General features: G+C 51.2%; 11 protein-coding genes. 6 read left to right on the top strand and 5 right to left on the bottom strand.

Annotated features, from left to right (window positions below):
- Positions 1-12 precede the first annotated feature (12 nt).
- The 5 genes from BZG25_RS05505 to ilvN all read left to right on the top strand — a co-directional run bounded on the left by BZG25_RS05505 (position 13) and on the right by ilvN (position 6,269).
- Positions 13-549 (top strand): phosphatase PAP2 family protein, encoded by a 537-nt coding sequence (locus BZG25_RS05505; RefSeq protein WP_077638658.1) that lies wholly within the window; start codon positions 13-15, stop codon positions 547-549.
- Positions 549-1,676 (top strand): MJ1255/VC2487 family glycosyltransferase, encoded by a 1,128-nt coding sequence (locus tag BZG25_RS05500; protein WP_077638657.1) that lies wholly within the window; start codon positions 549-551, stop codon positions 1,674-1,676. The genes BZG25_RS05505 and BZG25_RS05500 overlap by 1 nt, the downstream gene beginning before the upstream one ends.
- A 171-nt stretch (positions 1,677-1,847) precedes the next feature.
- Positions 1,848-3,635, top strand: coding sequence for a long-chain fatty acid--CoA ligase (locus tag BZG25_RS05495; protein ID WP_046074258.1), 1,788 nt, complete (start codon positions 1,848-1,850; stop codon positions 3,633-3,635).
- Between the two features lie 418 nt (positions 3,636-4,053).
- Positions 4,054-5,772 (top strand): acetolactate synthase 3 large subunit, encoded by a 1,719-nt coding sequence (locus BZG25_RS05490; RefSeq protein WP_077606375.1) that lies wholly within the window; start codon positions 4,054-4,056, stop codon positions 5,770-5,772.
- Complete coding sequence (gene ilvN / locus BZG25_RS05485) at positions 5,772-6,269, top strand: acetolactate synthase small subunit (RefSeq protein ID WP_046074256.1); 498 nt, start codon at positions 5,772-5,774, stop codon at positions 6,267-6,269. The genes BZG25_RS05490 and ilvN overlap by 1 nt, the downstream gene beginning before the upstream one ends.
- A 60-nt stretch (positions 6,270-6,329) precedes the next feature.
- Here ilvN and treC read toward each other — a convergent pair whose 3' ends face one another.
- From treC to pykF, 5 genes are all read right to left on the bottom strand, one after another.
- Positions 6,330-7,994 (bottom strand): alpha,alpha-phosphotrehalase, encoded by a 1,665-nt coding sequence (gene treC / locus BZG25_RS05480; protein WP_077638655.1) that lies wholly within the window; start codon positions 7,992-7,994, stop codon positions 6,330-6,332.
- Positions 7,995-8,052: 58 nt separating this feature from the next.
- Complete coding sequence (gene treB, locus BZG25_RS05475) at positions 8,053-9,471, bottom strand: PTS trehalose transporter subunit IIBC (RefSeq protein WP_046074254.1); 1,419 nt, start codon at positions 9,469-9,471, stop codon at positions 8,053-8,055.
- 151 nt (positions 9,472-9,622) lie between these two features.
- Entirely contained in the window at positions 9,623-10,579 is a 957-nt protein-coding gene (gene treR, locus BZG25_RS05470) for a trehalose operon repressor TreR (protein WP_077638654.1), read from the bottom strand.
- Between the two features lie 283 nt (positions 10,580-10,862).
- Positions 10,863-11,540, bottom strand: coding sequence for a hypothetical protein (locus tag BZG25_RS05465; RefSeq protein ID WP_077638653.1), 678 nt, complete (start codon positions 11,538-11,540; stop codon positions 10,863-10,865).
- A gap of 118 nt (positions 11,541-11,658) precedes the next feature.
- Positions 11,659-13,071, bottom strand: coding sequence for a pyruvate kinase PykF (gene pykF, locus BZG25_RS05460; protein ID WP_077638652.1), 1,413 nt, complete (start codon positions 13,069-13,071; stop codon positions 11,659-11,661).
- Between the two features lie 631 nt (positions 13,072-13,702).
- Here pykF and BZG25_RS05455 point away from each other — a divergent pair.
- The gene (locus BZG25_RS05455) at positions 13,703-15,094 is read left to right on the top strand and encodes a diguanylate cyclase (protein WP_198535206.1); all 1,392 of its coding nucleotides are present in this window, start codon (positions 13,703-13,705) and stop codon (positions 15,092-15,094) included.
- Positions 15,095-15,296: the final 202 nt, after the last annotated feature.

Raw genomic sequence — 15,296 nt, 5'->3', positions numbered from 1 at the left:
TTGGGAGGCAGGATGAGAAGCTTTACCGCGATTCAACGCTTCGACCACACGGTGTCGACACTGTGTTTATCTCACCGCTTTAGCGCTGGCACAGCGAAAATAGCCCGTGCCGTTTCCCGTTCAGGTGACGGGCCACTCTATCTGGTGATTGGCTTTACTGCATGGTGGCTTCATGAGGCGGTCGGGCTCTGGTTTTTGCTCACAGGATTGATGGCTTTTGCCATCGAACTCCCGATCTATTGGGTGCTTAAACGCAGCTTTCGGCGCGCACGTCCTTCGCAGTTACCTGCCTTTATCACGCCTTCCGATCTTTACAGTATGCCATCAGGCCACACGGCCGCGGCTTTTCTCATGGCCTCATTGCTGAGCACCTTTTTTCCTTCGTTAACCCTTTTGGTGTTCATCTGGGCCAGCCTAATCGGTATTTCGCGCGTGTTACTGGGCGTGCACTTTGTGAGCGATATCGTGGTTGGCGCTGGGTTAGGGCTGCTGTGCGCGACGTTGGCACACAGTATCACTTTCGATCTTTACGGAATAACAGGTATTTAATGAAGCTTTTATACGGTGTTCAGGGAACCGGTAACGGGCATATATCGCGAGCCCGCGCCATGGCTCGTGCCTTGGCCGGATACGATGTCGAGGTCGATTTTGTTTTTTCTGGGCGGCCAGCCGAGCGTTATTTTGATATGGCGCCATTTGGTGACTTTCGCACGTTCACCGGCATGAGCTTTGTCAGCCGTGATGGCAAAATTGATATGTTAGCCACCGCGCGACACAATCGTTTTACACAGCTACGACGCGATATTCGCCAGCTTGATGTATCAGGCTACGATAAGGTTATCTCTGATTTTGAACCCATCAGTGCGTGGGCGGCGCGCCGGCAAGGGGTGCCATCGGTGGCCATCAGCCACCAAGCGGCGTTTTCTCACGCGGTGCCCAAACATGGGGAAACGCTGATCAATCGCATTATCATGCGTTATTTTGCGCCAACCGACTATGCCATTGGCTTGCATTGGTATCACTTTAACCAACCGATTTTACCCCCAATTATTGATACCACTCCGGTGGATAAAGCGGTGGCATCGTCCACTTCGGAGAGGGCGGTGCTGGTGTATCTCCCCTTTGAATCTTTATCTGCAGTCAGTGAGCTGCTGTTGCGCTTTAGCCAGCCTTTTATCTGCTTTCACCCCGAGGTTAATGCCCCCTACCAACGTGAAAACCTTACGCTAATGCCCTTAGGCAAAGAAAGCTTTCACACGGCGCTGCATCAGTGCCAGGGCGTGATCGCAAATGGGGGATTTGAGCTTCCATCGGAGGCATTAAGTTTAGGGAAAAAGCTCCTTTTAAAGCCATTGTCTGGTCAGTTTGAACAGTTGAGTAATGTCGCAACACTTTCTCAGCTTGGGCTAGCACACAGTATGGATAGCTTGAATGCGAGCGCGGTACGTGAATGGCTGCAGGCACCGGCGGTGGGCGCGATTGGGTACCCAGATGTTGCTCAAGCATTGGCGGAGTGGCTGGTAAAAGGAGAGTTAAGTCAGACACGTAGCCTGTTTCACCATCTATGGGCTCAGGTTGACTATCCAGAAACGGTTGAGGAATCGATTTTGGACTTTAATCGCTCATCAATGCGCATGGATCCACACCCACTCAGGTTGCAACGCTTGATTCGGTAGCGCGATGTGCGGCGCGCGCCGATAAGCTGCTTCCACAAGGCTGAATCACGTTTTTACATTTTTGCTAGAGCATTCACTCAATTTCTCTTGAGTTTGATGGTGCGCTCGGTAAACTCGCTGTCATTATTGAGCGTACATGTGTTCGCCAAACGGCGAGCCAAGAGAGACTCCGTGAACACCCAAAACCATATCGTCACGCGCATTCGCGAGCAGATTGCCGCCCAAAATGAACGCGAAGCAATCCGCTTCCAACAAGACACGCAATGGATAAGCATTAGTTGGCGCCAGCTAGGCGAACGCATCGATCAGCTGTCACGCTGCTTACTCAGCGCTGGCTGTCAGGTGCAGCAAACCGTCGCCATTTTTGCGCCGAACAGCGAAAAATGGGCAATGTTGGACTATGCCGCGTTGCAAATTCGCGCCGTACCTGTGCCGATTTACGCAACTAGCACCGCCCAGCAAGCCGCACACATTATCAATGATGCAGACGTGCAGTGGATTTTTGCCGGTGACGAACAACTGGAGAGCGCGGTTACTGCCCTTAAACACTGCCCCAATGTCAAAGGGGTGGTTGCCCTAAGTCAAGAGACGGCGGTTCCCGCGCATCCCAAGGTGTGGGATTGGGCCAGCTGGCTATTGCAAGACGATCGCGGCTATCAAGCCGAGTTAGACGCGCGCATTGACGCACGATGCATGGACGATCTGACCACCTTGATTTATACCTCCGGCACTACGGGCGATCCGAAAGGGGTGATGCTGGATTATGCCAATGTGGCGGCGCAGTTGGATGTGCACGATCAAGTATTGGCATTAAGCCCCGATGATGTCTCTTTGGCCTTTTTGCCGCTTTCTCATGTGTTTGAGCGCGCATGGAGCTATTACGTCCTTCACCGCGGGGCGGTCAATTGCTATCTCTCCAACCCGCTTCAGGTGCGTGATGCATTGGCCGAGGTCAAACCGACGGTAATGTGTGCGGTACCGCGTTTTTATGAAAAAATCCATGGTGCTATCCACGACAAACTCAGTCGGGCCACCGGTGTTAAACCGCATTTATTCCGATGGGCACTGCGCCAAGGTGAGCGTCATGCTGCGCAATTACGCACCGGCCAGTCTCCGTCTTGGTGTCAGCAATGGCAATTGGCGTTGGCCGACAAGCTGGTGCTCAGCAAATTACGTGCGCTACTAGGTGGCAAGATGCGTTTGATGCCGTGCGGTGGGGCGCGTCTTGATCCTGATATCGGCGCGTTTTTCCACGCAATAGGCATTAACGTCAAGCTCGGTTATGGCATGACCGAAACCACCGCCACGGTTTCTTGCTGGGACGATACCCGCTTTGATCCCCAATCGATTGGCCATCCGATGCCAGGGGCAGAAGTGCGAATTGGGACGGACGATGAAATTCAAGTCCGTGGGCCGATGGTAATGCGGGGTTACTTTAATCAGCCTGATGCGACTGCCGCCACCTTTACCGAGGATGGCTTTTTGAAAACCGGCGATGCGGGGTATCTTGATGCCAAGGGCAACGTATTTATCACTGACCGAATCAAAGAGTTGATGAAAACCTCAGGCGGTAAGTACATCGCACCACAGCGGGTGGAAGGCGCTTTGGTGCGCGATCATTTTATCGATCAGATTGCGGTGGTGGCCGAGGCGCGTCATTTTGTATCGGCCTTGATTGTGCCTTGCTTCGATGCCTTAGAAGAGTGGGCGCGGGCGGCCAATATCGAATATCAAAATCGCAAAGAGCTGCTAAAACACGCCGATGTGGTAGCCTTGTTTGAAAAGCGTTTGCAGAGCTTACAACATGAATTGGCCAAATTTGAGCAAGTCAAACGCTTTACCTTGTTGCCACAGGGCTTTTGCATGCACAGTGGCGAGCTCACGCCGACCATGAAACTGCGCCGCAAAGTGATCCTTTCACGTTACCAACATCACATTGACACCATGTATCAACGTTAGTCCTGGTGCATCAAAGCGGGGGAAGGTTTCTCATGGCTGAGAATCTTCCTTTGTTTTCGTTATTTGTATGCCTTTTCCCCCTTTTTCCTCCCCACGCCTGAATAGCAAATCTGGCAAAGTGTCGATTTTATAGTGGATGTTTCCAATTTCCTCCCCCGTGGTCAGCGTAAACCAGCAACATTCACTCAACATTTAGATTAAAAATGTAAATACTGATTAGCTAATAGACAGTTTTGCAAATAAAACGTTACATTGATTGCAGCTTCATCCGAAGCAGGCCAAGTGACAATCTAACGCCGCCTTACCGCCAGTATTTGGTTCAGATGTCCGCGTGGTGAGTGACCACCAGTACATCCAAGAGTAAGGGGCAGGATTAGGCTAAAAGTAAGTCCTAACTATGCAAACAGGGAGGCGTAGAGTGGAAATGTTATCCGGTGCCGAGATGATCGTGCGCTCCATGATCGATCAAGGCGTAAAACATATTTTTGGCTATCCAGGCGGGTCGGTACTGGATATTTACGACGCATTACACGAAAAAAGTGATATCGACCATGTGTTGGTGCGCCACGAACAAGCCGCGGTACACATGGCCGATGGTTATGCGCGTGCCACGGGGGAAGTGGGCGTGGTTCTGGTCACGTCAGGCCCAGGGGCAACCAATGCCATTACCGGCATTGCCACCGCGTATATGGACTCGATCCCCATGGTGGTGTTTTCTGGCCAAGTCATGAGCGGCCTGATTGGTAATGATGCCTTCCAAGAGTGTGACATGGTGGGGATCTCCCGCCCGGTGGTCAAACACAGCTTTTTAGTCCAGCGCGCCGAAGATATTCCCAATATTGTAAAAAAAGCTTTTTATCTTGCCGCGACAGGACGTCCCGGCCCTGTGGTGGTGGATATCCCCAAAGACATGCTGAATCCGGCGCAAAAGCATCCGTATCAGTACCCTGATAGTGTGCGTATGCGCTCTTACAACCCGACCACGTCAGGGCACAAAGGTCAGATCAAACGTGGCTTAAAAGCGCTACTGGCAGCGAAAAAGCCGGTGCTATACGTCGGTGGTGGGGCCATCATGGCCGACTGCGGCGAGCAAATTCGCCAGTTGTCAGAAAGTCTAAACATCCCCGTCGTTAGCACCTTGATGGGGCTGGGGGCGTTTCCCGGCACCCATGATCACGCGCTAGGGATGCTGGGCATGCATGGCACCTACGAAGCGAACATGGCGATGCACCAAGCCGATCTGATTTTTGGTATTGGTGTTCGTTTTGACGATCGTACCACCAACAATCTAGAAAAATACTGCCCCGATGCCACCATCATGCACATTGATGTGGATCCTTCCAGCATTTCTAAAACCGTGGCCGCAGATATTCCCATCGTCGGCTCGGCGGACGCGGTATTAAATAGCATGCTCAAATTGCTGGTGGAGCAAGGTGGCAATAACGACAGCGATGCGATCAGCACCTGGTGGCACAATATTCAGATTTGGCGTGAGCGCCAATGCTTGCAATATGTCGCTGATCCTGAGCGGATTAAACCCCAGCAAGTGATTGAAACCTTGTATCGCCTCACCCATGGCGAGGCGTATGTGACCTCAGACGTCGGCCAGCATCAAATGTTTGCGGCACTCTATTATCCGTTTGATAAACCACGTCGTTGGATTAACTCCGGCGGCTTGGGCACCATGGGCTTTGGGCTACCCGCCGCCATGGGGGTGAAGTTTGCGCTGCCGGACGCGCAGGTGGTGTGTGTCACCGGTGATGGCAGTATTCAAATGAACATTCAGGAGCTGTCGACGGCATTGCAATACGACATTCCGGTGGTGATCGTCAACCTCAACAACCGTTTCCTCGGGATGGTCAAACAATGGCAGGACATGATTTATCAAGGCCGCCATTCGCACTCTTATATGGACTCGGTGCCGGACTTTGCTGCGATCACTGAGGCTTATGGTCATGTGGGGATGCGCATCAATCATCCGTCCGAGCTGGAAGCGGGCTTAGAGGCAGCCTTAGCGATGAAAGATCGCTTAGTCTTTGTCGATATCAATGTTGATGAAACCGAGCACGTTTATCCGATGCAGGTACGCGGTGGGGCGATGAATGAAATGTGGTTGAGCAAAACGGAGAGAACCTAATGCGCAGTATTGTATCGGTTTTAATGGAAAACGAACCAGGTGCCTTGTCGCGCGTGGTGGGCTTATTCTCTCAGCGTGGCTACAACATTGAATCACTCACGGTGTCACCGACGGATGACGCAACCTTATCGCGCTTGAATATCACCACCTCGGTGGTAAGCGACGCGGACCGCGAGCAAATAGAAAAGCACCTGCACAAGCTGATTGATGTGCTGAAAGTAAGCAATGTGACCGAGAGCGATCATATTGAGCGCGAGCTGGCGTTGGTGAAGGTGAAAGCCAGCGGCTTTGCCCGCGCGGAGGTAAAACGCACCGCCGATATTTTCCGCGGTCAGATTGTGGATGTGACGCACTCGCTCTACACCGTGCAGTTGACGGGTGACAGTGACAAGTTAGATGCCTTTATCCGCGCGGTCGGTGAGATCACTGAGATCATTGAGGTGGCACGTAGCGGTGTGGTTGGCATCGCACGCGGCGAGCGAGCGTTGCGTCAGTAACCAAAGCCACTGGCCGTTGTAAGAAAAATGGCACGCCAAGGCGTGCCATTTTTGTGTGGGTTAAGCGGGATGAATCAAATACACCAAGGCTTCATAGGGTGCCAGTTGCATTTCTGGCATTAAAGGCTTGGCTTCTGGGTAATTATGGCTCACCAAGTCTGCGGTCGGGGCAGGGGCGAGAGGCAAGGTCGCCGTGACCGGTTCGGCATAAAAATTACACACCACCACCAGTTGGCTGTCGCCACTGTCGCGACGATAGGCGAGCAGTTGTGGGTGATCAGGCAACAAGTCCTGATAATCGCCTTCACGGATCACGGGTAAGGTTTTACGCAGGGAAATCAGCTTTTTGTAGTGATAGAACACCGAGTCTTTATCCGCCAGTGCGGTGTCGACATTGACGTCAACATAGTTAGGCGCAGGCGTTAGCCACGGTGTACCTGTGGTAAAACCGGCGTTTTCTGAACTGTCCCACTGCATAGGCGTGCGTGAATTATCGCGCGAGCGTGCCGCCAGAATGGCCAGCACTTCCCCTTCTGGCATGCCTTGGTCGCAAAGCAGACGGTGCATGTTGCGACTCTCAACGTCTTGATAGTCATCGATACGCTGATAGCCAGGGTTGGTCATGCCAATTTCTTCCCCTTGATACACGTAAGGCGTGCCTTGCTGCATATGAATCGCAGTGGCAAGCATTTTAGCGGACGCGACCCGATACTGGCGGTCATCACCAAAGCGGCTGACCACACGCGGCTGGTCGTGGTTACACCAAAACAGTGCGCCCCAACCTTGATTATGCAGGCCGTGTTGCCAAGTGCGGAAAAGCTGTTTTAGGGCCAAGAAGTCAAACGGCGCCAGTCGCCACTTCTCGCCGCCCGGATAATCGACTTTTAAGTGGTGGAAGTTAAACACCATGGAGAGCTCTTTGCCATCCGGCGCAGAGTATTGCTGACAGTGCTCCAGAGTGGTTGAAGACATCTCGCCCACGGTGACGCTGCCGTAATGCTGAAAAATATCCCGGCTGATCTCTTGCAAGTACTCGTGGACGCGGGGACCATCGGTATAAAAACGACGACCATCGCCTTGATGATCGTTGGGAAAGGACTGATCTTTGGAGATCAAATTGATCACATCGAGGCGAAAACCATCCACGCCTTTCTCGGCCCAAAAGGCCATTACGTCTTTGACGGCTGCCCGCACCTCAGGATTTTCCCAGTTAAGATCGGCCTGTTCGGTGGCGAATAGGTGGAGGTAATACTGGCCGGTGGGTTCGTGCCATTGCCACGCGCTACCACCAAATTTTGATTGCCAGTTGTTAGGAACACCGTCGTTAACCGGATCTTTCCAGATGTAGTAATCGCGATAGGGACTGTCTTTACCAGTCAGCGCGGATTGGAACCAGGGGTGCTCGGTCGAGGTGTGGTTAATCACAATATCCATGATGATGCGGATATCGCGCTTATGCGCCTCGGCGAGCAGGGTGTCGAAGTCGTCCATGGTGCCTAGGCTGGGGTCAATCGCATAATAATCGGCAATGTCGTAGCCGTTATCGACTTGTGGTGATACATAAATGGGGGTTAGCCATAATGCATCGATGCCCAAGGTCGAAAAATAGTCCAGTTTTTCGATAATGCCCGGCAGATCACCTGTCCCTGTTTGTGTGGTATCACGGAAGCTTTTCGGGTAAATCTGATAGATGGTGGCCGTTTTCCACCAGGGATGTGCGTGCATAATGTCTCTCTTAACGCTAAAAAAGCGGGGAGCGTACTCCCCGCGGACGGAATGGGAATTAGACGACCGCCAATTTGCCTTTGCTGGCCTGGCGGCGATACATAAAGGCGGTGAGTGCGATTGGCACCAAGATGGCGATTAACATCGCGACTGCGTAAACACCCCAGAATTGTGGCTGGATAGATAAGATGCCTGGTAGGCCCCCGACACCAATACCGTTGGCCATCACACCGGAAAGACCACACACAATGGCGGCCAGCGCTGAGCCAACCATCGCGCACAGCATTGGGAATTTGTAACGTAGGTTAATCCCGTACATGGCCGGCTCTGTCACGCCAAGGTAGGCGGAAATCGCCGCGGGCACAGAGATTTCACGTTCGTTTTCTTTCTTGCTGACCCAAATAATGCCAACCACCGCCGAGGCTTGTGCAATGTTGGACAGGGCAATCAGCGGCCAAATAGGCGTGCCGCCCATTTCCTGCATCAGCTGCAAGTCCACCGCGTTGGTGGTGTGGTGAACACCGGTAATCACTAAAGGTGCATAGAGGAAGCCAAATAGCGCTGCACCGATAAAGGCGAAATCACCGGTCATCGCCGTGCGAGCCAAGAAGGCGACGCCGTTGCCGATTTCACGCCCAAAGGGACCGATAAGGGTGTGCGCCAGTACCACTGAGGTGAGCAGCGCGACAAACGGCACCACCACAAGATAAAGGTAATCTGGAATAATACGTTTTAACTGGGTTTCAATAAATGCCAAAGCCATCCCTGCAAACATGGCTGGGATCACCTGTGCTTGGTAGCCGACTTTTTCAATTGAGAACCAGCCAAAGTCCCACACTTCAGGCATCTCTTTACCGATAAGGTAAGCGTTCATCAACTGTGGCGATACTAGGGTAATACCTAGCACGATACCCAAAATGGGTGTGCCGCCCATTTTCCTCACCGTCGCCCAACATACGCCGACAGGCAGGAAGTGGAAGATGGCTTCGCCAAGCAGCCATAAGAAGCCGTGAGCGGTGGCCCAAAACTCACTGATTTCGGTCAGGGTTTTGCCATCGAACATGCGGATATCGCCGATCACATTACGGAAGCCGAGGATTAGACCACCGGTGATAATCGCGGGTAAAAGGGGAACAAAAATTTCCGCGAGGTGTGAGATGGCACGCTCAGTCAGGCTCATATTTTGGCGCGCGGCTTGTTTGGCCTCGTCTTTTGACTGGCCTTCCACCCCGGTTTGTTCTTCTAGTAGGGCGTACACTTGGTCGACATTGGTGCCGATCACCACCTGAAATTGACCGGCGCTGGTAAAGCAGCCTTTGACCATGGGGAGCGCTTCAATCGCGGCCACGTCCGCTTTTTCCGGATCGTTTAGCACGAATCGTAAACGGGTGAGGCAGTGGCTAACGGTGGCGATGTTGTCTTTGCCGCCAATATGCGTGACCAATTGGTCAATGGCTTTTTTATCTATCTGGCTCATAAGCAATCCTGTATTGCTGTAGGGTATTCATTGGTAACGTTCCCACTGATTATGGATCGTACTAATCCAATTATCAGTGGAATCGTTCCCATTGTTTGAAAACCATCACACAGAAATTTGTAACTGCCTGATTTTTGGTGTTGGTTGAAGGTTAGGGTGTCACCAGGTGGCAAGGTTGTGTCCAGTGGCTAACCACGGGATCGTCGTCATCCAGCTGCTTGAGTAGCAAGTCGGCCGCATGTTGCCCTGCTTGGTGGTAACCTAGCTCCACACTGACGGCGCGTGGAAACATAAAGCGTAGCATGTCGTGATTGCCAATGCCGCCAATAGCGATGTCTTCTCGCCCAAGTGTTTGTAGGCGTTTCGCGACCCCTAGAGCGAGGGTATCGGACGCACAAACAATGGCATCGGTCTGTGTATTGATGAGGCTATCTGTGGCGTTGTAGGCGGCATGTAAGCTCATCTCACAGCGGTGTAGTCGTGGTGAGATCTGGTGGGTTTGGCAAAAATGCTGGTAGGCATCAGAGCGGGCGAGACCTGTGGTTTCATCTCGCTCATCAATCCCTAAGAAAGCAATATGTCGACACCCTTGATGATAAAAGTGATCCATCACTTGTGCGACCGCGCCTTGGTTGTCGTAGCTGACGCTAACGTATTGATCACTATCGACGGCTAGCACAACACAGTTAGGGGCGAATGGCGCTAGCGCGTTGAGATCACAGCCAGAAAAACCAAAAAAGATAATACCGTCGACATTACGGCGTTTCAGCACATCGAGGTGAGCTTGTGCTTTTTGTTGTGAGAACTGGCTCTCCATAATGGCAGCGTCATACCCCTTGGCATACAAGGTATTGAGCAGGCCAGTCAGTGCAGTGTTTTCTGAATTGGAGCTGAGTTTCGCCACGATCACCCCCACGACGCCACTGCGTTGTGCACGCATCGCACGTGCGGATTTAGAGGGCATAAAGCCATGCTGATCGATCACGGCTTGTACTTTCTCGCGTGTGCTGTCTTTGACCCGTGGATCATCGTTTAGCACACGAGATACGGTTGATTTTCCCACCCCGGCTAAGCGGGCGATATCCAAAATGGTCAATGCTTTTGTCATCTTGCTCTCTGCAGTCACACTAAATCAGCAGCTTAGTCGCCGCCTGTTGGGGGGTGATGATAACAGGCGTGATTGGCGCTTGCGATTTATTGATTAATTTGTAAACTATTGCCTGATTTTTGAACAGACTTCCCGCTTTAGACTGAAATGATGATGAGTCACCCATTACTACAAACAATCAATAAGTGCCTAGTACGCGTTACCACCCTGACCTTGGCGGTGATGGCCGTCAAGTTTAGTGCCATCTATTTGGTACCGTTAGCGGTATTGATAAAAACCCACTTCAAAGAAATTGTCCACTGGTAAAGGTGCCGATCCTGTCTCCGACCACAGTATTTAGCCCCAGCCAATAGTGTTGATAAGCGCGGCTGTGAGCTTGCGGTCGCGCAGAGACAAGCCCGCGCAATACTGGCATTAAGCGCTGCCAACTGGTTGCAAATTCAAAGCCGATATCAGGATGAGTGAGGTAGCGTAAATGCTGGGCGACAAGCGGCTGTATTGCGTCTGCGAGATACGGGTTGATCCCGGCAAAGAGCGTGTAATGAAGCTGCTGATGCCAGTGCGCCACGGCCGCGACGTCACGATAATCCTTGGCTGGCAGATTCTGTAGGCTGTGCAGTAAACCCAGTAGGGTCAATGAGGTCGGCTCATCCAACCGAGGTGGCAGCCTATCCATGAAAGCGCCAACCATTGCCTGTATGCCAGACGCGAGAGGTTGCCAGTCTGCCTGACTTAAGGGCATTAACTGGTATCCGAGTTGGGGTTGGTAGCTGATGCGTCCCGCCATGGCGAGTAAATGCAAGCCATCACGTGCCGTTGCTGTGGTTAAACCAAGTTGTTCGCATAAGGTGGCGACGGTGAGTGAATAATTGCCGTGCGCATTCGGTGTTAATGTGAGCTGGCGGGTTAATACTGCTGCCCAAATATGCGCCATGGCTTCTTGTGCTTTGGTTGGTTTCATTGCGCTTCCTGCTGTGCCTTCTTTTATCATGCCACTGAACGGGTGATAAAAAAACGCCCCGAACGAGTCGGGGCGTGATGGTTTGTAAAAACCGCTTAGGTCTGCAGTAAACGTCTTATTACAGAACGTGCACTGAGGCGGTGTTGGTGGTACCAGACGGCACGAGTGCGCCTGAGACCATGACCACGATATCGCCTTTGTTCGCTAAGCCTGACTCTAGCGCGATGGTTTTACCACGACGGTAGAACTCATCGGTGCTATCGATGCTTTCGATCATCACAGGTGTCACCCCTTTGGTCAGACACAAGTGAGCGGCTGTTTTCGGGTTAGTGGTGACCGCAACAATGTTCGCGGTTGGGAAGTACTTACGCACTGAGCGCGCTGACTTACCTGCTTCAGTCGCAACCACAATCAACGGGGCACTGAGCTTTTGAGAGGTATCGACCGCGCCTTTACAGACCGCTTCGGTGATACGTAGGCGGTCGCTATCAAGGCGAGAGCCTAAGGCTGGAGACATTTGACGGTCTGTGCGCTCACAGATTTGTGCCATAATGCTCACCGCTTCTAATGGATACTTCCCTTTCGCTGATTCACCTGACAGCATCACCGCATCGGTGCCGTCCATGATGGCGTTGGCCACGTCACCTGCTTCTGCGCGGGTTGGGCGTGGGTTTTTGATCATCGAATCGAGCATTTGTGTCGCCGTGATAACCATCTTGCGTGCACGGTTACATTTTTCGATCATCATCTTCTGCGCGAAGATCACTTCTTCAACGGGGATCTCTACACCGAGGTCACCACGAGCAACCATGATGCCGTCAGATGCTTCCAAGATAGCGTCAAAGTTGTCGACACCTTCTTGGTTCTCAATTTTAGAGATGATCTTGATGTCGCTACCGCCGTTTTGCGCCAATAGCTCGCGGATTTCTTCTACGTCTTCTTTCTTACGAATAAATGAGGCAGCAACAAAATCAACGCCTTGCTCGCAACCAAATTTCAGATCCGATTTATCTTTTTCAGCCAGCGCAGGCAAGCTGACAGAAACGCCTGGCAGGTTAACGCCTTTGTTTTCGCCGAGCTCACCGTTGTTGAGTACTTTACAAACCACTTCTTTTTCAGTCGTTTCTAGTACTTCCATCTCAAGTAGGCCATCATCAACCAGTACTGTATCACCCGCTTTTAAATCTTGCGGCAGACCAGCGTAGGTCACGGCGACGCGTTCTTTATTGCCCACAACAGAGGTATCTGTAGTGAATGTAAAGGTTTGACCGGCTTCCAGTAGCACATCGTCGCCACCTTCCAGTTTTACCGTACGGATCTCAGGACCTTTGGTATCCAGCAAGATAGCGGCTTGTTTGCCGGTTTGCTTCATCACATTACGCAAGTTGGCGATACGCGTACCATGCTCTTGGTAATCACCATGTGAGAAGTTAAGGCGCATGACATTCATGCCAGCTTCAACAAGCTGAGTAAGCATCTCTTCAGATTCGGTTTTTGGGCCAATCGTACATACGATTTTGGTCTTTTTCATCGACACATTTCTCCGGTCAAAAATTGAAACATAAGCCTGATGCTTTCTCACAACACACCGAAAAGTGTAATTTTACCACGCACTTTTACTACTTAAGTGGCTGTGAAAGCGAATTTTTTGCATTTTGCAATGACGTTACCGCAGCCAGGGTTGCTGTGGTGACGTCACTGTTTATCGATCGTGAGTATAGATTGTCTGCGGTGATCTGTGTTGATCACGGGCAATAAAGGCTTCATTGACAATAAAGCACTCAATAGTGCTCTGTCTCATGAGTCTTCCCTTCCTTTGGGGCGCGTAAATTTACCACAGCTGACGATTTAAATCATTACAACCCGATGACAGCACACTGGTGAATCAAGATATTTTTATCATGATTACGCTTTCTGTTGATGTTTCCACCTTTACCATACGACGTATTCCTTTTTGCTGCTTTTATCGGCCATCAGTGGCCATTTGCATGCTTTCTGATGTGATCTAGCTTCCAATTTGAACTGGATCATGCTTTTTTATTAAGTCTTTTGCGTTCCCTTAGAATTTATCTACCATCAAGACTCTTTGAATGGACTGTCTAATAATGTTTGCGCGCACTTTTCGACTTTTGACAGGGATGCTGCTCCTGGCCTGCACGTATGTGAGTACGTTTGCATGGGCTGACGACGCCTATCTGTCAGAAGAAAAAGACATTTTAGTCGCCACTCATTCTTCGGTCTGGAAGCCTTACAGCTACTTGTCTGATGATGGCCAACCAAAAGGCTTGTTGGTCGACTTCTGGCAAGCCTACGGCCAATATAATCATGAGCCCGTACAATTTGTGTTACTCGATTGGGCCGACACGCTCGCTTATATGAAAGAAGGCGGTAACCGTGTTCATGCGGGGTTATTGAAGTCCACCGAACGCGAGGACTACCTCGATTTTGTTGCGCCTATTTTTAATATTGATGGTTCGTTATACATCCGCAATGAAGCGCGCGGCACCAAAACAGATACGCTTGTCGGCGGTAAGGCAGTCGGTGTTGTTGCAGGCAGTTATGAGTCAAGCTATCTCACCGAGCATTATCCGGACGTTGAACAACAGACTTACGCCAATAATGAGCGGTTATTTGACGCCGCTTTCAGTGGTGAGATTGATGCGCTAGTGGCGGATAGCCAAGTCGCTAATTTTTATATGCTCACCTTTGATAAGCCATTGACGTTTGTCGCAGAGCAAATCCTTTACACACGCCCGATTTATGCGGCGGTGCCCAAAGGCAACCAAGCCTTGCTCGCGCAAGTTCGCGAGGGAATGAGTAACATACCGGCGGAAGAGCTGTTACGCATCAAGCAAAAGTGGATCAATACCGAGCGCGTCGAGGCTTACCCGGCTTGGCTTATTCCCAGTATCGTGTTGTCGGTGCTGTTAGGCGCGGTGACCTATATCTTTATTCTGAAACGCATGGTGTATAAACGCACGGTCGCATTACGCCGAGCGAATGCACGTTTGCGAGAGTTTGCTAACACCGATCCTTTGACGCAGTTATTAAATCGCCGTGGGCTCGAAACCTACTTTACCCGCTTAAAACCCAAGCTGAGCCGCCAGCAGGAAGTAGGATTAATTTTGATTGACCTTGACCATTTCAAGCAGGTCAATGATACCTATGGACATATGCAAGGCGATAAGGTGCTGGTACATCTGGCGAGCTATTTAAAGCGATGTGTTAAAAAAGGGGCCGCTGCGCGTTTAGGCGGAGAAGAGTTTTGCATCTTATGCCCGACCCAAGATTTAGATGCCTTAATTGAAATGGCTAACCACATTCGCTGCGATATTGCGGACACGGTGTTTGAATTTGGCGGCGCCGATATTCGTGTCACTGTGAGCATTGGTGCCATTGTTTCCAGTGATGTGGTGGAGGAGATAAAGCAGCTAGAGCTAGATGCGTTGATCCATGCCGCTGATCTTCTCATGTATCGCGCGAAAGACCGTGGCCGCAATCAAGTGATGCTCGCTTCTTCGCAATCCGTTAATACCCCCATCGTCGAAATATAATACCGTTTACTGTCGGGTAAAGTGGGTAATACTTTACGCTGGGGAAAGCGCCTACTTATTCCCTAGCCGCAATGGCTAATGATTGCACCTCATCCGTCCCGAAGCTGCTGCGGTGTCACGCGTGTCTTTTTCTCTTTGATGCACCATCCTCCTCTTTTCTACTTTTTTGTTTTCTTTCCTTGCAGCGTTTTTATCATTAAAT

Source organism: Salinivibrio sp. ML198, assembly GCF_001996015.1.
GTDB lineage: Bacteria > Pseudomonadota > Gammaproteobacteria > Enterobacterales > Vibrionaceae > Salinivibrio > Salinivibrio siamensis.
Note: the sequence above shows the minus strand (reverse complement) of the source record. Positions and strands in the feature narration are given on the sequence as shown.